Origin of the sequence: Thiorhodococcus fuscus (assembly GCF_042682685.1) — a bacterium.
GTDB lineage: Bacteria > Pseudomonadota > Gammaproteobacteria > Chromatiales > Chromatiaceae > Imhoffiella > Imhoffiella fuscus.
Genome location: NZ_JBHUHX010000032.1, coordinates 62,743 through 87,738 on the forward strand (window position 1 = coordinate 62,743; position 24,996 = coordinate 87,738).

19 protein-coding genes are annotated in these 24,996 nt (G+C 65.5%); 14 read left to right on the forward strand and 5 right to left on the reverse strand.

Features of this window, described 5'->3' with window-relative positions; all coding sequences use genetic code 11:
• Positions 1-370 precede the first annotated feature (370 nt).
• Positions 371-1,441 carry a ribosome small subunit-dependent GTPase A gene (gene rsgA / locus ACFSJC_RS12360; protein ID WP_386027105.1) on the reverse strand — a complete coding sequence of 357 codons (1,071 nt, stop codon included), beginning with the start codon at positions 1,439-1,441 and terminating at the stop codon, positions 371-373.
• Positions 1,442-1,589: 148 nt separating this feature from the next.
• On the opposite strand from rsgA, the gene ACFSJC_RS12365 reads away from it, so the two are divergent.
• Both ACFSJC_RS12365 and ACFSJC_RS12370 read left to right on the forward strand, forming a co-directional pair.
• Positions 1,590-2,144: a cyclin-dependent kinase inhibitor 3 family protein gene (locus ACFSJC_RS12365; RefSeq protein WP_386027107.1), complete on the forward strand. Its 555-nt coding sequence runs from the start codon at positions 1,590-1,592 to the stop codon at positions 2,142-2,144.
• A gap of 13 nt (positions 2,145-2,157) precedes the next feature.
• Positions 2,158-2,892 (forward strand): hypothetical protein, encoded by a 735-nt coding sequence (locus tag ACFSJC_RS12370; RefSeq protein WP_386027109.1) that lies wholly within the window; start codon positions 2,158-2,160, stop codon positions 2,890-2,892.
• Here ACFSJC_RS12370 and ACFSJC_RS12375 read toward each other — a convergent pair.
• Positions 2,882-3,925, reverse strand: a complete 1,044-nt coding sequence (locus ACFSJC_RS12375) for a thioredoxin family protein (RefSeq protein ID WP_386027111.1) — start codon at positions 3,923-3,925, stop codon at positions 2,882-2,884. The genes ACFSJC_RS12370 and ACFSJC_RS12375 overlap by 11 nt on opposite strands.
• A gap of 328 nt (positions 3,926-4,253) precedes the next feature.
• Entirely contained in the window at positions 4,254-4,730 is a 477-nt protein-coding gene (locus tag ACFSJC_RS12380; RefSeq protein ID WP_386027114.1) for a MarR family winged helix-turn-helix transcriptional regulator, read from the reverse strand.
• A 154-nt stretch (positions 4,731-4,884) separates the two neighbouring features.
• Between ACFSJC_RS12380 and ACFSJC_RS12385 the strand changes: the two genes are divergently transcribed.
• The 5 genes from ACFSJC_RS12385 (at position 4,885) to ACFSJC_RS12405 (ending at position 11,669) form a co-directional block, all read left to right on the forward strand.
• The gene (locus tag ACFSJC_RS12385) at positions 4,885-5,331 is read left to right on the forward strand and encodes a hypothetical protein (RefSeq protein WP_386027116.1); all 447 of its coding nucleotides are present in this window, start codon (positions 4,885-4,887) and stop codon (positions 5,329-5,331) included.
• Positions 5,332-5,364: 33 nt separating this feature from the next.
• Positions 5,365-5,769: a hypothetical protein gene (locus ACFSJC_RS12390; protein ID WP_386027119.1), complete on the forward strand. Its 405-nt coding sequence runs from the start codon at positions 5,365-5,367 to the stop codon at positions 5,767-5,769.
• Between the two features lie 163 nt (positions 5,770-5,932).
• Positions 5,933-9,757 carry a DUF4132 domain-containing protein gene (locus tag ACFSJC_RS12395; protein ID WP_386027121.1) on the forward strand — a complete coding sequence of 1,275 codons (3,825 nt, stop codon included), beginning with the start codon at positions 5,933-5,935 and terminating at the stop codon, positions 9,755-9,757.
• A complete protein-coding gene (locus tag ACFSJC_RS12400) occupies positions 9,754-11,397 on the forward strand; it encodes a hypothetical protein (protein WP_386027123.1) in 1,644 nt (547 codons plus the stop codon). Before ACFSJC_RS12395 ends, ACFSJC_RS12400 begins: the two co-directional genes overlap by 4 nt.
• Positions 11,376-11,669, forward strand: a complete 294-nt coding sequence (locus tag ACFSJC_RS12405; RefSeq protein ID WP_386027125.1) for a hypothetical protein — start codon at positions 11,376-11,378, stop codon at positions 11,667-11,669. Before ACFSJC_RS12400 ends, ACFSJC_RS12405 begins: the two co-directional genes overlap by 22 nt.
• A gap of 30 nt (positions 11,670-11,699) precedes the next feature.
• Here ACFSJC_RS12405 and ACFSJC_RS12410 read toward each other — a convergent pair whose 3' ends face one another.
• The gene (locus ACFSJC_RS12410) at positions 11,700-14,696 is read right to left on the reverse strand and encodes a diguanylate cyclase (RefSeq protein WP_386027127.1); all 2,997 of its coding nucleotides are present in this window, start codon (positions 14,694-14,696) and stop codon (positions 11,700-11,702) included.
• Between the two features lie 19 nt (positions 14,697-14,715).
• On the reverse strand, positions 14,716-15,855 hold the full coding sequence (locus ACFSJC_RS12415) for a polyamine ABC transporter substrate-binding protein (RefSeq protein WP_386027129.1): 1,140 nt from the start codon (positions 15,853-15,855) through the stop codon (positions 14,716-14,718).
• 456 nt (positions 15,856-16,311) lie between these two features.
• Between ACFSJC_RS12415 and ACFSJC_RS12420 the strand changes: the two genes are divergently transcribed.
• The 7 genes from ACFSJC_RS12420 to ACFSJC_RS12450 all read left to right on the forward strand — a co-directional run bounded on the left by ACFSJC_RS12420 (position 16,312) and on the right by ACFSJC_RS12450 (position 24,938).
• Positions 16,312-17,667 carry an SWIM zinc finger family protein gene (locus tag ACFSJC_RS12420; RefSeq protein ID WP_386027132.1) on the forward strand — a complete coding sequence of 452 codons (1,356 nt, stop codon included), beginning with the start codon at positions 16,312-16,314 and terminating at the stop codon, positions 17,665-17,667.
• Positions 17,667-19,253 carry a DUF5691 domain-containing protein gene (locus ACFSJC_RS12425; RefSeq protein WP_386027220.1) on the forward strand — a complete coding sequence of 529 codons (1,587 nt, stop codon included), beginning with the start codon at positions 17,667-17,669 and terminating at the stop codon, positions 19,251-19,253. The genes ACFSJC_RS12420 and ACFSJC_RS12425 overlap by 1 nt, the downstream gene beginning before the upstream one ends.
• Positions 19,250-20,347 carry an ATP-binding protein gene (locus ACFSJC_RS12430; protein WP_386027135.1) on the forward strand — a complete coding sequence of 366 codons (1,098 nt, stop codon included), beginning with the start codon at positions 19,250-19,252 and terminating at the stop codon, positions 20,345-20,347. Before ACFSJC_RS12425 ends, ACFSJC_RS12430 begins: the two co-directional genes overlap by 4 nt.
• Positions 20,344-22,614, forward strand: a complete 2,271-nt coding sequence (locus tag ACFSJC_RS12435) for a DUF5682 family protein (protein WP_386027138.1) — start codon at positions 20,344-20,346, stop codon at positions 22,612-22,614. The genes ACFSJC_RS12430 and ACFSJC_RS12435 overlap by 4 nt, the downstream gene beginning before the upstream one ends.
• Positions 22,611-23,765, forward strand: a complete 1,155-nt coding sequence (locus ACFSJC_RS12440) for a VWA domain-containing protein (protein ID WP_386027140.1) — start codon at positions 22,611-22,613, stop codon at positions 23,763-23,765. The genes ACFSJC_RS12435 and ACFSJC_RS12440 overlap by 4 nt, the downstream gene beginning before the upstream one ends.
• A 178-nt stretch (positions 23,766-23,943) precedes the next feature.
• The gene (locus tag ACFSJC_RS12445; RefSeq protein ID WP_386027142.1) at positions 23,944-24,207 is read left to right on the forward strand and encodes a hypothetical protein; all 264 of its coding nucleotides are present in this window, start codon (positions 23,944-23,946) and stop codon (positions 24,205-24,207) included.
• A gap of 92 nt (positions 24,208-24,299) precedes the next feature.
• Positions 24,300-24,938, forward strand: a complete 639-nt coding sequence (locus tag ACFSJC_RS12450) for a transglycosylase domain-containing protein (protein WP_386027145.1) — start codon at positions 24,300-24,302, stop codon at positions 24,936-24,938.
• The last annotated feature ends 58 nt before the right edge of the window (positions 24,939-24,996 follow it).

Genomic DNA, 24,996 nt, shown 5'->3' on the forward strand with positions numbered 1-24,996 from the left:
TCCTTGTGGCGAAGGCACGCTGGCAAGATGTCTGGCGTCGGTGTGGCTTCCATTCGGCGCAATACGCTATCGCTATTGCGCCCTACGCGGACTTGCTGCCGCCGACATGGAGATCGGCCCCATGACACCGGCTCGCCTAGCTGACTGGGTCGGAGACGATGGCCCGCCGGGCTTAGCCTGAAACCGCTTGACCCAGCGTAGGGCGCAATAGGCCGAGTCTGACGCCTGACCAGGCGACTGCAAGGCATCGTAAGACCACCGCATCACTCACACGCCAAGGGTTGGCGGCTGTATTGCGCCGCATGTTGAGGTTGACAGGGGAGAGGCGAGGTGGCGGAAGGACCTGAGCGCGAGGCACCCGAGTTCGCCTTCAGCGATCCTTCAGATCCCGCTTCACCGATTTGATGAAGCGGCCGAAATCGCGGTCCTTCTTGCGCCGCTCGGCATGGGTCATCTGGTTGAAATCGGACTCCTGTCTGAGCTTGAGATAGTTCTCGAAGTGGGCGCGGCCGATCTCGCCCGAATCGAGCGCCTCGCGCACGGCGCAGCCGGGCTCGCCGCGATGGGTGCAGTCGCGGTAGCGGCAGCGTGAGGCGAGGGCGGTGATCTCGGCATAGCTGCTTTCGATGCCGTTCCCTGCGTCCAAGATGCCGAATTCGCGCATTCCCGGGGTGTCGACGACCAGCGCGCCGCCGTCGAGCCGGATCAGCTCGCGGCGGACGGTGGTATGGCGTCCCTCGCCGGTCGCGCTCACGCGGCCCGTCTCCAGGGCGTCCCGGTCGATCAGATGGTTGATCAGGGTACTCTTGCCGACACCGGAGGATCCGACGAAGCAGTAGGTTTTCCCAGGCAGCAGCGCCCGTTCGAGCGCGTCGAGTCCCTCCCGAGTCACGTTGCTCAGGGTCAGGACCGGAGTCATGAGGCCCATGGCCTCGATCTCGGCCAGCTGACCGGCCAGGACGTCCGGATCCACCAGATCCGTCTTGGTGAGCAGGATGCAGGGATCGGCCCCGCCGTCCATCACCATGACCAGATAGCGCTCCAGCCGTTTGAGGTTGAAGTCGAAGTGACAGGACTGGACGATCATGACGGTATCCAGATTCGCCGCGACCATCTGATACTCGACGGCGTTTCCGGCCGATTTGCGGCGCAGTGCGGTCCGGCGCTCGACGACCGAATGGACGATCGCGAAATCGTCCCCCGGCCGACGTTCCAGGCAGACCCAGTCGCCCACGCAGGGCAGTTCGTGCGGGAAACGATGGCGATGCAGCAGGCTGCCGGCCAGTTTGGCGCGGAAGGAATCCTGCCCGTCCAGGAGCAGCAATTGATCGCGGTCGACGGCCGCGACGCGGGCGATGGATTGCGAGGCATCGCATTCGGCGCGCTGGTCGAACCACTGGGACCAGCCCAGATCGGTCAGTTCGGGATGTCGAGTTGTCATCGTGGGTCGGCTCGGATCGATGGGTGGTGTGGGTGCATGACGGGATGCCTTCATGCCGCGACCGGGATTTTGGTGCAAACGGGTCGACGCGCATAGAGGCTCTGATACACTGGCACGCCGACCCTCGGTATGCCGTCAAGATGCCCCTATGACACAGGTTCGGACGAGCCAGACGCACCCGCTTCGGATCGCGGAAGTCCGCGCGAGCCCCGCGCACGGACGCATCGGGATCACCTTCTGTCCGGGCAAGCAGGATCCCCTTGCCTACACGGGCGCCTGGAAGCGCGACCTCGGGACCGATCTGGACGCCATCCGCGACTGGGGCGCCAGGCTGGTGCTGACGCTGGTGGAGCCCGAGGAACTGGCGATGCTCAAGGTGCCGCACCTCGGCCAGGAGGTCCAGAACCGGGGCATCGCCTGGCGCCATCTTCCCATCGCCGACTATTCGATTCCGAACCAGGCATTCGAGGATCTGTGGCTCGTCCATGGCCGCGAGATCCGCCAGATGCTGCGCAACGGAGAGGATGTGCTCCTGCACTGCAAGGGCGGCCTCGGGCGCGCCGGCATGATCGCCGCGCGACTGCTGGTCGAACTCGGCATGGAGCCCGACGAGGCGATCCGCGACGTTCGCCGCGAACGCAGGGGCGCCATCGAGACGTCTTCGCAACTCGCCCTGGTGCGCCGAACCTGCCCCATTCCCTGATCCAGGATTCGCGATGACCTCCGATATTCCTCCCATCGATACCGCCCTCATGCAGCGTGTCGGCGGTCAGTTGGGCACCAATCCGGCCGGCATCTTCGAGGACGATGACGGACGCCGCTTCTACGTCAAGACGCTGGAGTCGCCGATGCATGCCCGCAACGAGGCGATCGCCGCCCGGCTCTACCGGCTGACGGGTGCCCCGACCCTGACCTATGTGCGCACGGTCGAGCCCGAGCAGATCGCGACCCAGTGGGTCCAACTCGACAAGCGCTGCGTGGCGCACCTGAGCGAGCGCGAGCGCCGCCAGGCCCAGCGCTGGTTCGGGGTGCATGCCTGGACGGCCAATTGGGACGCCGCCGGCTTCGACGGGGACAACCAGGGCGTGGTCGACGGACAGGTGCTGACGCTCGATCTGGGCGGTGCGCTGTGCTTTCGGGCCCAGGGCGATCCCAAGGGCAAGGCCTTCGGCACCCGGGTGGACGAACTGGACGTCCTGCGCCGCGACGAGGACAACCCGCATGCGCTCCGGCTCTTCGCCGACATGCGTCCAGACGCCATCAAGGAGGCCATCGAGGTCGTGGTTCGGATCCCGGACGACCGGATCCGCCAGGTCATCCTCGACGGCGGCGGCAGCCGCAAGCTGGCCGAGAAGATGGTCGCGCGCAAGGCGGATATGGCTGGGAGGTTGGGAACCTTCGAGTCGGCCGTGAGCCTCTGCGCCTCGATGATGGAATCGGCTAACGCATGATGTCGATCTGGATCCCGCGCTCGGCGAGCGCCTCGCGGCGCGCCGAGAGGTAGCGCTGGAAGCTCGGCTGCCAGCGGTAGGCGCCGGTGGAGACGTAGTCGAGCGCGCCCTGGACGTGGAACGCCTTCAGATAGCCCTCGGTGCGGAAGACCTCCCTACCCTGGGTATCGTAGAAGACCAGGCTGGGCGTGTATTCGATCCCCAGCTCGGCGGCCCAGTCGCGCCCGGTCGTCTCCCGTCCGTCCGGCGTCTGCAGGGGCTCGCGCGAGAAGACGTCGACGATGGCGGCATCGAAGGCCGCGAGCGAGAGCGCGACCGGCTCGCGGCGCAGAACGTCCTGATGCAGCTCGTCGCACTCCCGGCACACCGGCTGCTCCAGCATCACCACCAGCGGACGCGGCGATTTCCGGCGGTTGTCGCCGAGTCGTAACGGCGGGGCGAGAAAGCCCGCCTCTTGGTGCAGGTCGCCCTCGGCCTCGCGCGGATTGGTGCGGACATAGAATTTGCTGAAGCGCTCGCCGTTGCGCTCGTGGCGTTCCGCCACGTATTTCAGCGCGGCCGCGAAACGGTGCGGCGGCAGATAGCCGTTCAGCCGCAGCACCGTCTTGCCGGCTTCGTCCAGGAACAGCAGGGTCGGCGTGAACTGGACCCCGAGCAGGGTGGCGAGCTTCTTCTCGGTCGTGGTCTCGCCGTCCAGCCCGGTCACCTCGCGATCGCCCCAGAGGTTGATCGCGATGACGTCGAAGTCCTGGCGCGTCAGCTCGACGATCTCGCGGTCGGTGAAGTTGTCCCGCAGCAGCTTGGCGCAGTAGGGACAGCCGTCCTGGTAGAAATAGAGCAGCACCCGCTTGTCCTCGGCCGCGGCCTCCGCGACATCCTCGTTCAGATCCAAGAAGGAGGTCTTGAACCAGGCGGGCTGTTCCTCGTATCCGGGGTGCTGCATGCCGGCTCCCAGCTCGGCAGGGGCGTCCGAGGCGGCCATCGAGGGAGCGGTCAGGAATAGGAGAGACAGAATCGTCAGCGCTTGGAGCATGGGGGAAGTCCTCACATGAATCGGCCTCAAGGCACTATGTATGCGATGACCGTCTCTTTAAACGCTTCGGGAGCCGAAGCCAAAAGACAAGACCGACACCGCTTGACCCAGCGTAGGGCGCAATAGGCCGCGACTGAAGCCAGAGCAGACAACTGCAAGGCATCGTAAGACCAGCAGCATCCCCCACGCACCGAGGGTTGGTGGCCGTATTGCGCCGCATGCGAGGTTGGCACGGTGTTGGGCAGGGCTTTTATGGCGGTCCCCGACGGCGGTGAGTCATGCGGGGTTTCGGTCAGCCCATCTCTGGCGCGATAGGCTCCACCCAAGGTCATGTGGATTCGGCACGGCGCCTGGCCGGGATGTCCCGATCACCGACGGGAGCCTGCAGGGTTGCGATGATTCGGCGCATCGTCGCCTGGAAGGCTGCGCGTTCCTCGTATTCGAGCCCCGCCAGCGCGTCGGCGTTCACCGCCTCGGCCGCCGCCGTTGCCGGACCTTCGAGCGCGCGCGCCTGATCCGTCAGCCAGATGCGCTGCACCCGCCCGTCGGCAGGATCCTTGCGACGCTGGATCAGGCCGTCGCGTTCCATGCGCGTCAGCGTGTTGGCCATGGTTGGCTGCTCGATGTCCAGGTGTTCGATCAGCTCGCGCTGTGTCAGACCATCGCCCTCCCACAGCACCAGCAGCGCCGGGAAGGTCCCTGTGCTCAATCCCAGCGGCTTGATCCGTGCCTGAAGCTCGCGCGCGAACAGCCGCGCCAAGTGATTGGCGAGATAGCCCGCCGATTCGTCTTTGTTGAAGGTCATCTGATCTCGTCTCGACTGAAGCGTTTTCCACGCAGGCAGGAAGGATGCGATCGACGCATCCCAACGTCCGAATCCCGCCTTGGTACCACTTGCATAGCTTGATATGCAATGTTATATAGCCTGCTATGTTTTTTGTTCGAGACGGAGTCATACCATGTCCAAACGCCTCCATCCCGTCGCCGGCGCGATCGCGCTGCTGACCATCCTGACCTTCTGGGTCGCCACGGTCCTGGCCGAGACGCTCGGCGACATGGCCACCATCGTCGCAGTCAAGACCGCCATTCCCTGGGGCCTGACGATCCTGATCCCGGCCCTCGCGGCGGTCGGCGGATCGGGCTTCGCGATCGCGCGCGACCGCTCCGGGGGACTGGTCGCCGCCAAGCGCCGACGCATGCCGCTCATCGCCGCGAACGGTCTGCTGATCCTGGTCCCCTGCGCCTTCCTGCTGTCCTTCAAGGCCCAGTCGGGAACGCTCGACACGGTCTTCTACGGGGTCCAGGCACTCGAGCTGATCGCCGGGGCCGTCAACATCGCCCTGCTCGGTATGAGCCTGCGCGACGGTCTGCGTCTGAGCGGCCGGCTGCGCACGGCCACCGCCTGAAAACCGGAAAGGATCCATCCGAGGAGAGAAACCATGCGTACCGAACACGCCCTGCTCGCCGCACTTCCCGCGCTGGCGCTCGCCGGCTGCGGCGCCCCCCACCTGAAGACCCTGCACACGGCCGAACAGGCGCTGATCGGCGAGGATGCCGACATCTTGGCGCACTGCATCGGCGAACCATTGGAGATCCGCGAGGTGTCCGGCACCTCTTCGACACGTCTGTACCGGTACTCGTCGGCCCAGTCGCACGATGCCGAGGGACGGCTGCTGTCCGATCCCGCCCCGGATCCCGAACGCGATGCCTCGGCCTGCGTCTTCGACATCCGGGTGCGCGATGGGCGCATCGTTTCGATCGCGCACGACAATCGTGCAGGCTGGGGATTCGGCCGCATCAAGCGGTGCTCGGCGGTGGTCGAGCGCTGCGTGGACGCCCGATAGGCGCGGCCCTGTGCCAAGGATCACGAAACGCGTCTCGACTTCGGGTTAAGGTTCCCGATTTGCTCGGGCGCGCCGTCGATTCCCATCCGAGTCGAGCAGGCGCGTCCGTCCAGGCGATGCATCGCCGACAACGAAAAGAACCGACCCGAGGAGACCTCGCCCCATGGGGACGCTGACCACCGCTATCCAGCAAGACGACACCCAGGCCATCGAGCAGGCATTGACTCCAGACCGTTTGGAGAACCCGATCGACGACCAGGATCTGACGCCTCTCGGCTATGCCGTAGAGCATCAGCGCCCCGGCGCGGTCGCCTTGCTGCTGGCTCAGGGGGCGGATCCGATGCGTCTCGATGTCTCCGGCAAGACGCCGCTGCTGCGGGCGTTGGAGGGCGGGCGCGAGACCGCAGAACTGGTGTTGGACGCCATCGTCGAGCGCGGGCTGATCAACGATGCCTGTCGGCGGGTGATCATGCGCGTGCTGATGGGGCGCTGGGTCGAGGACGAGGACAGCCGGGCCTGTCTGGACCCGCTGGGCATCGACCGCAAGCGTCAGGCGGCGCTGTTCGGCCAATTCGACCGGCACGAGGCCAAGCTGCGAGCCGCCGCGCTCGTCGAGCGTCTGCGGGCCTTCTGCCGTGCCTATGTCGAGATGGCGTCGGGGCTATCCGGCGTGCCGGATGCGCCGGACACCGAGACCCTCTTCGGCTTTCTGATGCATGAAAGCGATGCCGAGCCCGTGACCGCCTGGCTCCTGGCGCTGAAGGCACGGATCGAGGCGGGGGCGCGTCCCGACTTCGCGTGGCAGGACTATCGTCCGTTGCTGTCCGGTATCCGCAACCTGGACGCGGACCAGCGGACCGGAGAGGTCTACGCCCGCTGGGTGATGCTGGAGGCGCCCTTCTTTTCGATCGAGGCGCTGGTGGCGGGACGCATCGCCGCTGAGGTGGCGATCAATGCCGATGCGCAGGCGAGGGCGATCACGCGGGCGGCACGGGCGGGGCTACTCGATCTGAAAGGCTGGATCCTGATCATCGTCTCGGGCATCGATTGCGAGGAGGGCGTCGACGCCGACAATCCTTGGCTGGCGTTGCAGGACGAGCGGGCGCGGGCCGCCATGATCGAACACCCCCGACGGCTGCGCAACGACGCCTTCCAGCAGTTGGCGGGCGTCATGGACGTGCTCGGGTCCGCGTTCGACGGCCTTGCCGGTTTCGTTGCGGCCCTGACGCCGTCCCAACGTACCGCGTTTGCCGCGCATCACCTCTCCGCCTGCAAGGGACAGCCGGGCGGCTGGCTCGCGATGGCGCGCGTCCTGGCGAGCGAGGGGCTGCTGCCCGCGCAACTGCCTGCGCGAGACGACAGTGCGAGCTGGGATGGCATGGCCGACTGGCTGATCGCCGAGGTCGGCAGCGATCTGACCCTGGAGCTGCTCGAACGGATCGGGCAGGACAGGGCACGTCGTCGCTATCGCTGGTCCGACAGCGTGCAAGGCCAGGTCCAGGCGCGGGTGTTGAGCCATTGGATCGAGGCGCAGCCCGATGCGGTCGATCGACTGCGGGCCGCGCATCTGTGCTTGGTCGGTGACCGGGCCTTGCTGCGGCGGCTGATCCTCGACAGCCGCTGCGATTCCGAGCTGCAAGAGGTGGCGATCGCCAACCTGGGCTGGCAACTCGATGGGTTGGCGCCGGACGAGGGGCTGTTGGCGTCGCGCCGAGCGGATTGTCTGCGCATCTGGTGCGCGCAGTCATCGATCCTCCCGGATGACTGGATGGACTGGTTTTGGGCGCATCGCGTCGAGGGCGACGAGCGCGCCCTGTTGCTCAAGGCCTTCTCGCAGGCGGCCTCGGTGACGACGGACGAGGAGGGCGAGGCGCTCGCGGAGGCTGTGGGGCCGGCCCTCGACCGGCTGCGCGACTGGTATATGCAAGACCCGGCCCTGTCCGATCGGGCGTTCTCGGCGATCGAGGAGGTCGATTGGCGCGTCGCGAACGCGGCCTGGGATTGGCTCGGTCCCGCGAGCCGGCGTGCCGTGCTGAGTGCGCTCGCGAGCGAGCTCGATGGGGCTGGAGACTATCGATTGAGCCACTGGCTCAATCAGCCGTCCGTGGTCGCGCTGCTCGACCGAGGCATGGCCGATGATCCCGCGCCCCTGCTGGCACGGCGCGATGCCGCCCGGTGGGCCTTGCGGCATCTCTGTGACGCGGGATTCGAGGCGAGTCTGCCCCAACTTGAAGCGCTTGCGAGCCAGAAAACGGTCCTGCCACATGCGGCCAAGGGGCTTGCCCGGATCACGCCCGGACGTCTGCGCGACGCTGGCCTGCTGTCCGACAGCCGTAAGGCGGTTCGCGATCTCGCCCTGCGCGGTCTCTGCGAGCGCAGCGATGCCGATGCGGTGCCGGTGCTGGAGGAGTGTCTCGGCGAGCGGGCGAGCCGCTGGACCGACATCCAGCGCGGTCACATCCTCGATCGGCTGGAGCACTTCGGTCGCGACGTCTCGGACCTGGATCCACTGCTGGACGCGGACCTCGCCGCCTTCGAGGCGCAGGCGGTCAAGGGGCTGAAGGGCAAGCGTAGCGATGCGTTGGAACGGCTGTGGAATCCGCGTATCGAGGAGCTGGATCTGCCGTTCTCGCGCGATGCCCTGCACTGGAGCTGCATGCTGGCGCGCGACGAGGAATGGGGACAGATGCCGCGCGGCGTGCGGCAGTTGTGGGCGCTTCTGAGCAGCGAGCAGCGCGCCGAGCTGGCATCTCGGCTGGTGGAGTCCTGGGGGCAGGGCGCGGCGGACAACAAGGATCGCTGGGTGCTGCGTCTGGCGTCGGCCTTCGGGGATGACCGGCTGGTTCCCCAGCTCAAGGAGCTGGTCGCGCTCTGGAACAAAAAGCACTACCAGCGCGCCGGATGGGTGGTCGGAACCCTCGGGGAGCTGGATACCACCTATGCGCTCTTCACGCTCGACGAGATCCGCAAGACTGGCAAGTATCGGGACGTGGTGCGGGGGGATGCCTACCAGGCGCTGCGGCGTGCCGCCGAGCGTCGGGGTCTCCCGCTCCAGGAGCTGTACGACGAGCTGGTGCCCACCTTGGACATGGGGCCGGATGGATTGGTGCTGGATGTCGGTCCCTATGTCTATCGCGCCCTGTTGTTGCCGGATCTGTCGTTGCGGGTCATCCACGGCGGTACGGGCAAGCAGAGCAAGTCCCTGCCCAAGGCCAAGAAGGACGAGGATCCGGCGCTGCGCGCGGTGGCCGAGAGTCGTTTCGCGCTGCTGAAGAAGAACGTCAAGCCGGTCGTCCAACAGTTGGGTCCACGGCTTGAGGAGGCCTTCGACTGCGGAAAGTCCTGGAGTACGGGGCGCTGGGAGCAACTGTTCCTGAAGCATCCGATCCTGCTACTCGTCGGCAAGAGCCTGATCTGGAGCGGCACCACAGCGCAGGGCGTGCAGAGCTTTCGCATCAGCGAGGACGGTTCGCTGATCGATCGCGAGGACGAGCCGGTCGCGCTCGCCGAGGGCGAGGTGCGTCTCTGGCATCCGTTGGAGTCGACGGAGGAGGAGATCGCCGGCTGGCGCGATCACTTCGCCGACTATGAGCTGACCCCCTTCATCGTTCAGACCGAGGCGCCTGTGCATGCCCTGGATGACGCGGAGCGCGCGTCGCTGTCGCTCAGCCGCTTCTCCGGTGCCAAGGCGCCTTGGGGTAACGTCAAGCGGCTCATGACCAAGTGGGACTACGGGGTCGCGGACCAGGACGGCACCCACATCTTCGGCTACACCCACAGCTATCCGCTCAGCCGGATCCGGGTCGAGATCGGCATGCAGGAATGCCAAATCAGCATGAGTTTCGACGAGGACTGTGTCCTCGGCGATCTCGAATTCCGGCGCATGGGCGAGGATTGGGGCTCATCCCATCTGCTCCCCTTGGGCGAGGTGCCGCCACGGCTCGTCGCGACCGTCATCGAGAAACTGCGCATCCTCACCAAATCGTGACGCTCGCCGCCATCGAGACTTGGCTCGCCGAGATCGGCGACGGGGACATCGAGGACTGGGCCAACAAGGGCCTGCTGCGACGCGGGCGCAAGCTGGCCGACGCCAGCGGCGCGGATCGCGTCGAGGCGGACAGCGAGCGGTTGATGACGCAGCTCGACGGTCATCGCCAGACACTGAGCGGACCGGGCTTCGATCGGCTCGATTGCGGTTGTCCGGCGACTGCGACCTGTCACCATCTGGTGGCGTTGCTGCTGCTGGCCAAAACGGCGCGGATGGCGGCTGTCGATGCTTCGGAAGCGGCTGCCCCGGACTGGCTGCTCGGTGACGAGGCGCCGCTGGTTCGGGCATTGGGCCGTGCGCATTGGGATCGCGCGGGCCGTTGGATGCGGCTCGGTCTAGTCCCGGAGCTGGAGGAGGGGCCTGCGGGCTGGGTGGCCGAGGTCACGGAGCGCGAGAGCGAGCGGGTGCGCATGGCCCGATCCGCCGGACCCGAGGCCGCGACCTGCACCTGCGGAGCGGCGCGTTGTCCGCATCGGGCGCTGGTGGTCCTGGAGCTGCGCCGCCGTCTGGGTCTGTTCGACCCAGCGTCGGTCGAGAACGCGCTGAGCCGCGATCAAACCGAATCGCTCGCGGCCATCGCGCGGTGGATGACGCAACTGGCGGCAGCCGGGCTGACCGGACTGTCCCCGGCGATGACCGATCAGGGCCGCGTTCTGGCCACGGCGGCCCGTCAGGCCGATCTTCCGCGTGTCGGCATACTGATGGCCGCGCTTCTGGATCTGCTGGAACAGGATCGTCAGGGACGCAGCTTTGCCGACGTGCGCGGCATCGGCGGCACGCTCGCCGCATTGCGCCTGCTGGTCGGCAGTCTCGAAAAGGCGGCGCCGCAGGTCCCATTGCTGCGCCTGACCGGCGTCAATCGTGCCCTCTATCGCAAGGTCACCGGACTGCGGTTGATCGGCGTGTCCGCCGAGCATTGGCAGGGACGACTGGGTCAGGAAGGCATCAGCGTCCATTGTTACGCGCCTGGGGAAGGGCGCTGGTACCGTCTGACCGAGACCCGCCGTCCTCTGCAAGACCAACAGGGTCAATGGGATCCGATCGAGGTCTGGAGGCATGGGCGCTGGGCCGAGGGGCCGCCGCTGCGCGAGCTGCCGGCCTCGGAGGTGCTGCTGCGGACCGGCTGGGTCAGCGCGGAGGGTCGGCTGTCCGGGCGACCAGGCACCCGTCTGGAGCACCGCGCGCTGCGCGATCCGGCGGCAGAACTGCCGGTCGAGACCGACTTCGCCGCCCTGAGACGGCGTTTCGCAGAGACCATGGTCGAGGATCTCATGGCGCCGCCGCCGCGTCTGCCGGTGGTGATCCGCGTCGCCCGGGCCGGCGCCCGACAGTTCGATCCGCACACCCAATGGTGGACGCAGCCCGTGACCGATTCCAATGGCGCGGAGCTCTCCATTGGCATTCTGGTCCGCGATCCCGTCAGCGCCTTGAAGCGCCAGCGTATGGAGACCCGAGCACCGGGCTCGGTCCAAGGCTGGCTGCTGTTCGGGACCCTCTATCGCGCCCAGACCGGCTTGGCGCTCGATCCCATCGCCCTCTTGAACGACGGAGCCGTCGCATGGATGAGTCTGACTCTGTAGATGCCGCCGGCATCGATCTCCTGCTCGATCGCTGGCGGGACTGTCTCGAACTCTGGCTTCAGACCGGCTGCGCCTCGCCCTCCGCCGCCGCGCGCTCCGCGCTCGACCGGCTCCTGGACGAGGAGGGGAGCGCCGAGTGGCCCCAGGTCCAGCGTCTCGCACAGGTGCTGTCGTGCGCGGAGGATCCCGCCGCAGCCACGGCGGCCTTCTTGGATCTCATCGTCTGGCTGGAGACCCTGCAACGGCTGCGCGATGCGGATCGGTTGGCGTGAGGCGCCGAGATGCACCCTGAGCCCGGGGCGTCAAGGCGCATGCACAACGACGCGATTGCGTCCCTGCTGCTTGGCTTGGTACAGGGCCGCGTCGGCCTGGCCGAGCAGATCCGCAGGTTGGTGGGTGGAATCTGGCACCAGGGTCGCGACGCCAATGCTGACGGTCACATGGTCGGCCACTGTCGAGTCGCGGTGCTCGATGGCCAGCGCGGCGACCGCCGTGCGTAGCTGTTCGGCCAGCTCGAGCGCTTGTGCGGCGTCGTCCTGCACGATCACGAAGAACTCTTCGCCACCATACCGGGCGACGATATCCGCGCTGCGACGCGCATGCTCGCTCAGTAGGGTCGCGACCGATTGCAGACAGCGATCGCCCATGGGGTGTCCATAGCAGTCGTTGTATTGCTTGAAGAAGTCGACATCGATCATCAGCGCCGCGAGCGGCTCGCCATGGCGCCGGGCGCGCCCCCACTCGCGTGCCAATGCCTGATCGAGATAGCGGCGGTTGAACAACTGGGTGAGCGAGTCGCGCATCGCCAGACGTTCCATCTCGGCATGGGCCTGCTCCAGCGCCTGCGTGCGCTCGGCCACCCGCTGCTCAAGAGTCTGGGTGAGTTGATGCAGCGCGCGCGTGCGCTCGACCAGGCTGACGTGAACGTGGACGCGCGCGATCAGCTCTTCGCGCGAGAAGGGCTTGGGCAGATAGTCGTTGCCGCCGGCACTGAAGCCTTCGAGCAGATCGCGCTCCTGATTGCGCGCGGTCAGGAACAGGATCGGCAACTCGCTCGCCGAAAAGCGCTTACGCAGCCGCCGACAGACCTCAAAGCCGTTGATGCGCGGCATCATGACGTCAAGCAGCACCACGCGGGTCTCGTCCGCATCGGCCTGGCTCATCCAGGCCAATGCCTTTTCGCCGTCGGTAGCGGTCCGAACGCGAAAGCCCTGAATGCCGAGCTGGTTGGTCAGCACCCGCAGGTTGATGGGATCGTCATCCACGACCAGCACCAGCTGGTTGTCGCCGCGCCATGCGTCCATCAGGGACGGCGCGGTCTCGGTCTGCTCGGTCCGAGTGGAGCCGACGGCCAGGGCGCTGTCGGCCAATTGGCTCTCTTTGCCTGGCGGGGTGTTCTGGTCCGCCACTGGGTTCGCTGCGGAATCCGCCACCGGCAAGGTGAACTGAAAACAGGCACCGGCACCGGCCTGGGATTCGAGCCGAATGGTTCCGCCCAGTGCCTTGACCAGCGAACGGGTCACCGCCAGGCCGAGGCCGGTGCCACCATGCGCGCGACCGGCACCGCTGTCGAGCTGCTCGAAGGAGGCGAAGATCGCCTCGTGTTGCGATGGCGGAATGCCGGGGCCAGTGTCGCAAACGCGCACGGCGATCAGTCCATCGTCATCGACGCCGGCACACAGCTGCACCCAGCCCCGATCGGTGAACTTGATGGCATTGCCGACCAGGTTATAGAGGATCTGCTGGAGCCGATTTTCATCGGCCCATGCCGGCGGTAGCCCCGGCGGCACCCTGTTGATCAGCTCAAGCCCTTTGGGCTCGGCCAGATTGGCCACCAGTTGCAGCACCAGATCGCAAACCGAGCGCAGGTCGACCGCAGTCAGATTCAGCACCAGCTCGCGGTGGCGCAGGCGGGAGAAATCCAGAATGTCGTTGACCAGGGTCGCCAGGCGTTGACCGGAGGCGACGATCAGACGCAGATTGTCGTCCAACGCCGGGGTGAGCGGACCGGCGGCACCACCGCGCAGGCTTTCGGCGAGACCGATAATGCCGTGCAGGGGCGTGCGCAGTTCATGCGAGGTATTGGCCAGAAAGTCGTCTTTCAGCCGGTCGGCCTTGCGCAGGCTATCGATGGCCAACTGCTTGCTGGTCAGTGCCTCTTGCTGAGCGCGGTCCTTTTCCTGCTGCGAGGTTTCGAGGTTGTCGGCCATGTGGTTGAACACGGATGCCAACTGGGCCAGTTCGTCGCGACCGCGTACCGGCACCCGCGCGCGCAGATCGCCGGCACCGATAGCCGCAGCGCCACGCTCAAGCCGCTGCACCGGCAGCAACACCAGCAGATGCAAGACCACGAGCAACAGCACCGACGACAGGAGCAGGGTCACCATCGCGATCACCGCGACGTTTTTCCCCAGGGCTGCACTGGCGGTTTCGAGCTCGTCCTCTGGCAGGAGCGCAATCTGCGACAGGTTGTCGGTGAGTTTCCGCGCGCGTATCAGCGTTCGCTGGTCCTTGTGCTCGGCTTGCCGCACGCTGTGCTTCGCGGCGGCGTCCTGGATCGCATCGCGCAACTCGGCTTCGAGCCGCGCCCCTGCGGGCTCTGACTCATCGGCAAACAATCGCCGCGCCTGGGCATCGACGAACAGAATCCGCCCGGCGCGTCCAAAGTGGCCGTTTTTCGCCTGTCGGCGCAGATGCTCGGGTGAAATGACCAACAGCAGATATCCGCGCAAGGACGGCTTCGCGATGCTGTTGTCTTCAAACGTGGGATCGACGAACGCGAGCTTGTGCCCGACCAGCAACAGGGGGTCGCCCTTCTCATTGCGCACATAGCGCGCCAGCGCGGCTGCGTCGCTCGCTTGCAGTTCGGCGAGATAGGCGTCCAGACCATGCAGCGCAGCGGCATCGGCATGTTCATCGGACAGGTAACGTGCAAGCTCCTTGCCGTCCGGATCGATCAGGCGAATATCGCCATAGTCGCCGTAGGCCTCGTGATAACTCGCAAACAGATTCAGCAGCGGTAGCAACAGAAAATTGACGCGCTCGCCCTCGGGTGCGAACAGATAGCGCTTGAGCAAACTGGAGCCGGCGAAGAGCTTGGCATTGGCCAGCGCCGAGCGCCGGTGGGTCTCTTCGCTCAGCGCCACTTGCTCGAGCAAGGTATCCATCTCGCGCAGCAGCGTGGTCTGGGCATTGGTACGCAAACGGTCGTAGGCCAGCCAGCCAAGCCCCAGCAAGGGGCCGATGACCAATGGCAACAGGAACACCAGCAGCTTGGCACGCAGGGACATGAATTTCATGGGGGCAGAGGTGGCGCGGCTAGTTGATCAGTTGCGCCCAGATGCCGATCATCTGCCGCTGGATCTCCGCCGGGAGCGGCTTCTGAACCTCGCTACGCTCAAGCACCTCGGGTGGCGGGTAGATGACGGGATTGTTCAGAAAGTCCTGCGGCAGCAGGGTCTTGGCCGTCAGGTTGGTGGTCGCGAACCGAAGGCTCTTCGCGCAGGCCGCCGCATGGGCGGGCGTATGCAGCCAGTTGATGAAGGCGTTGGCCAGTTCGGGTTCGCGCGCCTTGGCCGCGATGACGAGGTAGTCGATCATGAGTTCTCCGCCCTCTTCGGGAACCCTGTAGCGAATCGCCGGATTGCGCTCCATCAATAGCAGCGCATCGCCATTCCAGGTCTGTCCGATCCAGGTCTCGCCGGAGACGATGCCCGAGTTGGCATCGGTCTTGAAATAGCCGTAATTCTGCACGAACGGCTTCTGGGCGCGCAGTAGCCGGGCGGCCTCCTCGATTTCGGCCGGTTCGGTGGAGTTGAAGGAGTATCCCAGCGTTTTCAGCGCCATGCCGAAGGCAACACGGTATTGGTTGAGCACCATCAGGTGGCCCTTCCAGGCTTCTTGAGGCGCGTAGTACTGACGCCAGCGATGCAGAGGCTCGTCGATCAGGTCCGAGCGCCATACCAGTCCGGTCGTGCCCCAGAGATAGGGCGCCGCATAGTCATCCGCGCCCTCGAAGCCGTCGATCCAGCGCCGGTCGACATGGACGAGATTGGGGATCGCGGCCTTGTCGAGCGGTTGCAGCCAGCCATGCTGGATGTAGGGCGGCAGATCGGCGGCGGTCACCATCAGCACGTCGAAGCCCTTGCCCTTGTTGCGCATCAGGGTTTCGTCACGCTCATCGGCGGACTGAAAATACCGTTGCACCACTCGCGCGTGGTATGTGCGTTCGAACGCCTTGACGACATCCTGATCCACATAGGCCGTCCAGTTGTAGAACACCAGTTCGCGCGGCGGCGCCTTCTCCTCGACCGGGTCTGGACTGCCCCGATCCTCGGCTTGGTCCGGCTGCGCCAGGCCGTTCGCGCCAGGCCAAAGCATGACCAGGATGCCGAGCAGACAGAGTTCCGGCCAGATCGCGAGAAGGCTCCGACCGACTCGGGTTGACGATGGATTCACAAGAGCCCTCCACGGCGCGGCACAGCGCCAGCGACGAAAAATCATCAGAGAACATCGGTAAAGACATACATGTTTTTGCGATCCGGGCCGGATTCGTGATGGATATCGGCAGGGCGCTGGGATCGCCGGGTGCTTTCGCGATCGGAAACGGAGAGCGGTCGTCTTCCCATTCCGGGATGTAGCTGACGACGATTTTGGGATTCCGATAACGAACGCAACGGTGCCACGGCGCTTGCGGACGCGCGGTAGATGATCGCCGTCAGGTATCTTGACGGTGACGGGTGCGCTGCAGCGACTGCAACATGCATTGCCGCTTATCCTCTTGGCAAGACTCGGGCTGTTATTCTAGTGTCCAGTCGCCTTTTGCTCCCTCAACCCGATCAAGGATCCTCCGCTCGATGAACGCACCTCAGTCAAACCAGTCCATCGCCGCGCGGTTTTCCGGTTAGCGCGGCGATGGCGTCTCCCTGGACGGTCGAGCAGGTCATCGGTATGGCGCCGGATGCCGCGTCCACGAGCGCGGGCCGCAAGCTGGCGAGCGCCGCCAAGTGGCAGAGGCTCGGCCAGACGGATCGGCTGGTCTGGGGCGAGATCAAGGGCAGCGGCAGCACGCCTTACCAGACCTGCATCGACACCGCCGGACCTGCCTTCAAGTGCTCCTGCCCGAGCCGCAAGTTCCCCTGCAAGCACGCTCTGGGTCTCGCCTTGGTCCATGCCGCGTCCACCTCGGCCTTCGCTGCGGATACCCCGCCCGAGTGGGCCGCCGAATGGCTCGCGAAGCGGGAGGCGCGCTCGGAGCGCGAGACCAAGACGGCCGAGCCGCTCGATCAGGCCACCGAACAGCGCCGTGTCGCCGCACAGTCGAAGCGCCGCGATCAGCGCGAGGAGAAGATGCAGGCAGGTGTCGAAGAGCTGCAGCGCTGGCTCGCCGATACCCTGCGCCAGGGCCTGGCGCGCGCCATGGAACAGCATCAGCCCTGGGATCACATGACGGCACGTCTGGTCGACGCGCAGATCCCAGGCCTGGCGCGCTGGCTCCGTCGCTGCCAGGAGGCGCGCTATGGCTCCGAGCAGTGGCAGGACACCGCCCTGCAGGCATTGTCGCGTCTCCAGTTGATTCTGGACGCCTACCAGCGCCGCGAGACGCTGCCAGAGCCGGTCAAGGCGGATCTGTATGAGCTTTTGGGCGTGACCCAAGGCAAGGAGACGATCCTGGCCCAACCAGGCGTCGCCGATACCTGGCGGATCATGGGCAAGTGGACCGGCGACGCGGATCGTCTCCAGGTCCAGCGCACCTGGCTGCGCGGCGAGCGGACCCAACGCTGGGCGCTGCTGCTGGATTTCGCGGTCGCCAACGCCGTGCTGCCCATCACCCCGGAGGAGGGCGCGGGCATCGAGGGCGAGCTGGCCTTCTATCCGGCGACCTGGCCCGTTCGCGCGCTCCTGAAGACACGGCAGGGGACGCAACCGGCGCAGCCGAGCGCCTTGATCGCCGCATGCGAGGGTCTCGAAGGGCTCTACCGCAGCTACGCCGAGCGTCTGGCCGCGACCCCCTGGCTGGAGCGGATTCCGGCCGGTCTGCGCGATGTGACCCCGGTCAAGCTGGACGACCACTGGTTCCTGATCGACGCGGAGCATCGACGGATCCCGCTCGCGCGCCACTTCCCCTTGCGCTGGGAACTGCTGGCCATGGGCGGCGGCGAGCCGGTGCAGCTGTTCGGTGAGTGGGATGGAGACGCCTTCTTTCCGCTGACCATTGCGGACGGGTCGCGTCTCCAGGGCTTTCACGCACTGCACATGGAGCTTTCGTGATGGAGCTCTGGAACGACCTCACGCGCACCGCGCTGCTCGGCACCGAGCGCGGCACCCGAACCTGGGACGCGCCCGATGCGCTCGGGACGGTCCTGTCCCGGCTGCAAGCCCAAGAAGCGGACGCCCCGGTCCATCTGCTGCGCTGCTCGGCGGTCGTGGGCAATTTTGCGCAAGCCGGCCGGTTGCCGGCTCGGCTCGCATCGGCTCCACCATTGCCGGTCGAACCGGATCCACGACCGCCCCTCGGGAGCGCCCGACATCTGCGCCTCATGCTCCAGGACGATCGGCTCAAAACCCTGCTCCCCGAATGGCTGGCGCTGCTCGCCGAGCATGGGCTGCGTGCCCCGGAGTCCAGCATTCCGACGCTCCTGGGCCTGGCCTCGCGGAGTCCCGACCTGCGGCGGGCCATCATGACCGTCATCGGCTCGAAGGGCCTGTGGCTGGCGGGACAGAGTTCGGAGTGGGAACCACTGCTGAACGTCGCGGATCGCGGGCGGCTCGACGCAGCGCTGTGGGAGACCGGCACACCGGAGCAGCGACTGGCCTATCTGGCCCAGACGCGCCGCGAGGATCCCGCACAGGCCGTCGAGCTGCTGGCCGCCGTCTGGTCGCAAGAAGGAGCCCGTGAGCGACGCAAGCTGCTGGGTGTCTTGAGCGACGCACCCGGATCGACGGATGTAGCCTTCCTGGAGTCCGCCCTCGCGGATCGCAGCAAGGACGTGCGCGGCGATGCGGCTGGACTCCTGGCCCGGATACCCGGCTCGACGGTGCGGACACGGGCGGTGGAGCTGCTGGATGGCTGGCTCGGATTCGAGTCCAAGACCGGACTGATGGGGACGCTCAAAGGCCGCAAGGGTCAGCTGAGCGTCACGCTGCCCGAGGACTGGGACAGCGCCTGGACGACGCTCGGCATCCACGAGAAACCACCCAAGGGGATGGGACGGAAGGCCTGGTGGCTGGAGCAGCTGCTGGGGCTGGTCGATCCCGACCATTGGATCGAACGCTGGCAGCTCTCAGCCCCCGAGATCCTCCGCATGGTCGAGGGTCACGAGTGGCAGGGCACGCTGCTGGCGGGCTGGCGGCGCGCCACCCGGCATTTCAGCAATGGCGCATGGGCGCGTGTGCTGATCGCGGGAACGGTCGACTCCGACTCCGATGCTGCGTTGTGGGCGATCCTGAGTCCCTCGGAGCAGGAGGACGCGTTGGCCCAGTCCCTCGACACGCCGAGCAAGGGCGAGCCGTTCGCGCGGGCCTTCGATCGCCTCGGACATCTACAGCACCGTTGGAGTCCGTCTTTTTCGTCGGTCGTGCTTCAGGCCTGTCTCACGCTGTTCCGCGATCAGACGCCGGACGCCAACTATGCCCGCTACGCCATCCTCCGTCAGGTTGCGGCACATCTCGATCCTGGCGGATATCGGCTCGTGGAGCAGGGCTTCGAGCCGCACCTTCAGGCGTCTTCCGCTTGGCAGAAGATCGCTACCGAGATGCTGGACACACTGAGGTTTCGCAACGACATGATCCAGGCCATCGAATCCGCGCGCACCGGATCCGTTCGCATCGAATCAGACCAACGAGGTACGCCTTGAGCACCCAAAGCCCCAACGAAGCCATTCTGCGCCAGCATGCCGAGCAGGAGTTCGCCCATGAGATCGAGGCGCTCAAGGCGGTCGACGAGCATCCCAGACCACCCAACTGGACGCTCTCGCCCTGGGCCGTGCGCACCTATCTCATGGGCGGCGCGCTGAGCAATGGGGTCGAGATCAGCCCCAAATACATCGGTCAGGCCCGCCTGATGGAGATCGCCATCTCCACGCTGGCGACCGATCGCGCCCTCTTGCTCTATGGGCTCCCTGGAACCGCCAAGTCCTGGGTCTCCGAGCACCTGGCGGCGGCGATCTCGGGCGATTCCACCCTGGTGGTTCAGGGCACGGCGGGCATCGGCGAGGAGGCGCTGCGCTACGGCTGGAACTATGCGCGGCTGATCGCGGACGGTCCCTCGCGCGCCGCGCTGGTGCCGAGTCCGGTCATGCACGCTCTTGAACACGGCGCCCTGGTCCGGGTCGAGGAGCTGACCCGCGTCCCGGCGGACGTGCAGGACAGCCTCATCACCATCCTGTCCGAGAAGACGCTCCCCGTGCCGGAGCTCAATACCGAGGTCCAGGCACGCAAGGGCTTCAACGTCATCGCCACCGCCAACAACCGCGACAAGGGCGTCAACGAGCTGTCGAGCGCCTTGAAGCGCCGCTTCAACACCGTGGTGCTGCCGGTGCCGGAGACGCTGGAGGAAGAGACCGAGATCGTCCAGCAACGCGTCGAGCGGCTCGGGCGTGCGCTCGAACTGCCGACCGAGAAGCCGGCGCTGCAGGAGATCCGGCGCATCGTCAGCGTCTTCCGCGAGCTGCGCCAGGGCATGACCGCCGACGGCAAGACCAAGCTCAAGACGCCCTCCGGCACCCTGAGCACGGCCGAGGCGATCTCCGTCGTCAACAGCGGCATGGCCCTGGCCGCGCACTTCGGCGACGGCCAGATGCGCGCAGGCGACGTGGCCTCCGGGCTGCTCGGCGCGATCGTCAAGGATCCGGTGCAGGACAAGGTCGTCTGGCAGGAGTACCTGGAGACCGTCGTCAAGGAACGCTCGGACTGGAAGGACCTCTATCGGGCCTGTCGCGAGATGCTATGAGCACCCATGTCTTCGGCGTCCGGCACCATGGTCCGGGTTCCGCGCGCAGTTTGCTCGATGCCCTTGAGACCCTGACGCCCGACATCGTCCTGGTCGAAGGTCCGCCGGAAGGCGATGCGCTGGTCGCCCTGGCCGGTCACGCCCAGATGCGCCCGCCGGTCGCCATGCTGGTCTATGCGCCGGACGACCCGAGCGACGCCTCCTATTATCCCTTCGCCCGGTTCTCGCCCGAGTGGCAGGCGATCCACTATGCCCTGGGGCGCGACATCCCGATCCGCTTCATGGATCTGCCGCTCGCCAATCGCATTGCGCTTCGGCGACGGGCACGTGAGGAGGCTGCCTCGCCGGACGCGGCACCCTCAGAGGATGACGGGGCCGAGCCGAGCACTGAGCCAGCCGAGCCCTGGCGTGGCGATCCACTCGCGCTGATCGCGCAGGCCGCCGGCTACGAGGACAGCGAACGCTGGTGGGAACACATGGTCGAGGAGCGTCGCGACACCCAGTCGCTCTTCGACGGCATCCGCACCGCCATGACCGCGCTGCGCGAGCAGGTCGAAGGTGAACTTGCGCAGGATCCGCCGATCCTGGACCGCTATCGCGAGGCCGCCATGCGCAAGATCCTGCGCGCGGCCGAGAAGGAGGGCTTTGCGCGCATCGCCGTCGTGTGCGGCGCCTGGCACGTCCCGGCGCTGGAGCAGCGCCCCTCGCAGAGCGAGGACAACCGGCTCCTCAAGGGGCTGCCCAAGGTCAAGACGACCGCGACCTGGGTTCCCTGGACCTACGGGCGTCTGAGCTACCACAGCGGTTACGGTGCCGGGGTCGGGTCGCCCGGCTGGTACGACCACCTCTGGTCGCAGTCCGGCGACGTCGCGACCCCCTGGCTGATCAAGGTCGCCCGGGCGTTTCGGGCCGAGGGGCTCGACATCTCCAGCGCCCATGTCATCGAATCCGTGCGTCTCGCCGAGACCCTGGCGGCCATGCGTGCTCGGCCCCTGCCGTCGCTCGCCGAACTCAACGATGCGACCCAGACCGTCATGCTGTTCGGTGAATCGGCACCGATGCAGCTCATCCATGCGCGTCTCATCGTCGGCGAGCGGCTGGGGCAGGTGCCCGAGTCGACGCCCTCGACGCCACTGCAGGAGGATCTGCGCGCCCAGCAGCGGCGTCTGCGGCTCAAGCCGAGCGCGAGCGATCAGTCAATGGTGTTCGATCTGCGCAAGCCGAACGATCTGGCCCGCAGCCATCTCCTGCATCGGCTGAGGCTCCTCGATGTCCCCTGGGGCCGCAACGGCGGACGCGAGGCCGGCAAGGGCACCTTCAAGGAGTCCTGGCGGATCAAGTGGGAGCCGGACTTCGAGGTGGCGCTGATCGAGGCCGGCCGCTGGGGCAACGGCATCGAACAGGCGGCGACGGCGGCGGTCGTTCAGGAGGCGCATCGGCGCGAGGACATCGGCCAGTTGGCGGCCTTGGCGCGGCAGGCGCTGCTCGCCGACCTGGGCGAGGCCATCGAGCCCGTCATCGAGCAGCTCCAGTCGCGGGCGGCGCTCGCCGCAGACGTGCTGGTGCTGATGCAGGCCGTCCCGGAGCTGGCCCGGCTGGCCCGCTACGGGGATGTCCGCAAGACGGCGGTCGAGCGCGTCGACACGCTCTTGGACGGCCTCTTGGCGCGCATCTTCATCGGCCTCCCCAATGCCTGCAGCGGCATCAACGAGGAGGCGGCGGAGACCCTGTTCGGCCACATCCAGGGCGTCCACGAGGGGCTCCAGCTCCTGGACGACACGCGGCTCCAAGCCCAGTGGCAGCGCACCCTGAGCCAGCTTGCCGACACCCAGAGCCTGCAGGGCATCATTCGCGGGCGCTGCTGCCGGCTGCTGCTCGATACCGGCGCGATGGACGAGGAGGGTGCCGCGCGCCAGCTCGGCCTGGCCTTGTCGAGGGGCAATGCCCCCGGCCAGTCCGCCGCCTGGCTGGACGGCTTTCTGCGCGACAGCGGTCAGCTCCTGATCCACGACCACGCCCTCTGGCAGCTCGTCGACCAATGGGTGTGCCAGCTTGCGGAGGAGACCTTCATGCAGGTCATCCCGCTGCTGCGGCGGACCTTTTCGAGCTTCGAGGCAGCCGAGCGCCGTCAGATGGGCGAGCGCGTCAAACGCGGACCCATGGTGCTCGGTTCGACGAACGATCATCCCGGCGAGTTCGACCGTGCGCGGGCGGAGGCGACGCTGCCGCTGTTGTCTCGGCTCTTCGGTCTGGAGGACGGCGAATGAGTCAAGACGCACGCGAGCGGCGCTGGCGCCTGATCCTGGGCGGCGAGCCATCCGACGGCATCGGGCTGGCCCTGCAAGGCGAGGACACCCGAATCGATCAATGCCTCAACGCCGTCTACGGCCAGGCGGGGCGACGCGGTAGCTTGGCGGGCTCCTCGCCGAACGTGGCCCGCTGGCTGGGCGATATCCGTCAGTATTTCCCGTCCTCGATCGTACAGGTCATGCAGAAGGACGCCATCGAGCGGCTTGGGCTGGAGCAACTCCTGCTGGAGCCCGAGGTGCTGGAGGCGGTCGAGGCCGATGTCCATCTGGTCGCGACCCTCGTGACGCTCAAGCACGTCGTCCCCGCGCGCACCAAGGACACCGCGCGCCAGGTCGTCCGCCGCGTGGTCGAGGACCTGATGCGCCGGCTCGACCAACCCATGCGTCAGGCCGTGACCGGCGCGCTCAACCGCGCCGTCCGCAACCGCCGGCCCAGGCTCAAGGAGATCGATTGGCACCGCACCATCAAGGCCAATCTCAAGCACTACCAGCCGGCGCAACGCACCATCGTCCCGGAGCTGCGCATCGGCTTCGGGCGCAAGCGCTCTTCACTGCGGGACGTCGTGCTCTGTGTCGATCAGAGCGGCTCCATGGCCACCTCGGTCGTCTATTCCAGCATCTTCGCGGCCGTCATGGCCTCGCTGCCGGCCTTGAGCACCCGACTGGTGGTGTTCGACACCGCCGTCGTCGACATGAGCGACGCCCTTCAGGACGACCCCGTCGATCTGCTCTTCGGCGTGCAGCTCGGCGGCGGAACCGACATCAACCGGGCGCTCACCTACAGCCAGGGCCTCATTCGACGCCCAAGCGACACGGTGTTCGTCCTCATCAGCGACCTCTACGAAGGCGGCGACCAGACCGAGATGCTCAAGCGCGCTGCCAGCATCAAGGCATCGGGCGCCGAATTCATCACCCTGCTGGCCCTGAGCGACGAGGGGGCACCCTTCTACGACCACCAGATTGCCGGCCAATACGCCGCCATGGGAATCCCGACCTTCGCCTGCACCCCGGATCAGTTCCCGGCACTGATGGCCGCCGCGATCGGCCACGAGGATGTCAACGCCTGGGCTGCGCGGGAGCAGATTGTGACTACGCGGGGCGGAGGTTGAGAGGCGAGTAAAGGTTTACTCAGAGGGTGTTTACATATTCAGGTGTAAGCTCGGCGTAACCGCATGAACGGTAAAGGAAAATATCTTCCAGCACGCCGCGCTGAGCGGTCGCAGGAAGCAATCGAATCAAGCTGTTACGTATTTTGTAAACACCCTCTTAGAACCAGTAGATGAAATAATGAGCTCTTGGCGCAATCTTGAATTGAAGCTTAGAGAAATTGCAGGTGAGGAAATGGCAAATCATAGCACAGGCCACATGATTCGGGAGTTGACTCAATCAGGAGCAATTACTGTTGAAATGTCCAAGTTAATCTTGGAGCTTTCATCACTACGAAACAAGGTTGCTCACACTGATGAAGAGGCAATCACCTACAAAGTTTCATCATCATTTGGAGAGTCGGTAAATCGTGTATTGTCTGCGCTGGAGGCTTCAAATGCCTAACAAACGCGTAAACACGGATCGCACAAAGCTGCGCCGCTTCGCTCTGCAGCTTTGTGCGCCCGGTTACGCGAAGCGTTAGGTCAGAAAATATCATGAGACGAAAGCTGATATATTTTTTAGCGCTTATATGCGGGGCATTGGGTATATATGAAGCATGTGCGGTAGTGATCGCATACAACAAGCTTTCTCATCAATTCGCGCCCTATGCTTCAGTAAAACTGAAAGATCTTGGCTTGAATGAAAGGCGCCAGGAAATATTAATAAAAATCCAGGATCCTACATTTTTTGAGCACGCCGGTATTGAATGGCCCAACCCACTAACAACCACTACAATCACTCAAAGTTTGGTAAAGAAACTTTTTTTTGACAAATTCACAAAGGGTTTCAAGAAAATAGAGCAAACACTGATTGCTAGCTTTGTTGTAAATCCAAACATATCAAAGGAAGTCCAGCTTGTAACCTTTGTATCTACTGCATATTTTGGCGAAAAAGACGGCAAGCAACTGTTTGGCTTTAATCAAGGGGCACGTTCTTGGTTTAACAAGTCGCTATCGGAATTAAATGATGATGAATACTTATCATTGCTTGCTATGCTTCCTGGGCCAAACATTCTCAAGCCAAATACAGTTGCGTCGAGAGAAAGGGTGCGCCGTATCAAACTGGTGTTGAACGGTGAGTGCATCTACGACCATGTGTCTCAAATATTCTTAGAACAATGTTCTGCTAGGTGATCGTGCAAGGCATAAAGGCATAAAGGCACGGGGTCAGGTCTTGTTTTTTTACATCATG

Bases quoted from the DNA above. Each gene is read 5' to 3' on its own strand.
- rsgA (WP_386027105.1), bottom strand. From the start codon at position 1,441: ATGACAACTCGACATCCCGAACTGACCGATCTGGGCTGGTCCCAGTGG.
- ACFSJC_RS12365 (WP_386027107.1), top strand. From the start codon at position 1,590: ATGACACAGGTTCGGACGAGCCAGACGCACCCGCTTCGGATCGCGGAA.
- ACFSJC_RS12370 (WP_386027109.1), top strand. From the start codon at position 2,158: ATGACCTCCGATATTCCTCCCATCGATACCGCCCTCATGCAGCGTGTC.
- ACFSJC_RS12375 (WP_386027111.1), bottom strand. From the start codon at position 3,925: ATGCTCCAAGCGCTGACGATTCTGTCTCTCCTATTCCTGACCGCTCCC.
- ACFSJC_RS12380 (WP_386027114.1), bottom strand. From the start codon at position 4,730: ATGACCTTCAACAAAGACGAATCGGCGGGCTATCTCGCCAATCACTTG.
- ACFSJC_RS12385 (WP_386027116.1), top strand. From the start codon at position 4,885: ATGTCCAAACGCCTCCATCCCGTCGCCGGCGCGATCGCGCTGCTGACC.
- ACFSJC_RS12390 (WP_386027119.1), top strand. From the start codon at position 5,365: ATGCGTACCGAACACGCCCTGCTCGCCGCACTTCCCGCGCTGGCGCTC.
- ACFSJC_RS12395 (WP_386027121.1), top strand. From the start codon at position 5,933: ATGGGGACGCTGACCACCGCTATCCAGCAAGACGACACCCAGGCCATC.
- ACFSJC_RS12405 (WP_386027125.1), top strand. From the start codon at position 11,376: ATGGATGAGTCTGACTCTGTAGATGCCGCCGGCATCGATCTCCTGCTC.
- ACFSJC_RS12410 (WP_386027127.1), bottom strand. From the start codon at position 14,696: ATGAAATTCATGTCCCTGCGTGCCAAGCTGCTGGTGTTCCTGTTGCCA.
- ACFSJC_RS12420 (WP_386027132.1), top strand. From the start codon at position 16,312: ATGGCGTCTCCCTGGACGGTCGAGCAGGTCATCGGTATGGCGCCGGAT.
- ACFSJC_RS12425 (WP_386027220.1), top strand. From the start codon at position 17,667: ATGGAGCTCTGGAACGACCTCACGCGCACCGCGCTGCTCGGCACCGAG.
- ACFSJC_RS12435 (WP_386027138.1), top strand. From the start codon at position 20,344: ATGAGCACCCATGTCTTCGGCGTCCGGCACCATGGTCCGGGTTCCGCG.
- ACFSJC_RS12440 (WP_386027140.1), top strand. From the start codon at position 22,611: ATGAGTCAAGACGCACGCGAGCGGCGCTGGCGCCTGATCCTGGGCGGC.
- ACFSJC_RS12445 (WP_386027142.1), top strand. From the start codon at position 23,944: ATGAGCTCTTGGCGCAATCTTGAATTGAAGCTTAGAGAAATTGCAGGT.
- ACFSJC_RS12450 (WP_386027145.1), top strand. From the start codon at position 24,300: ATGAGACGAAAGCTGATATATTTTTTAGCGCTTATATGCGGGGCATTG.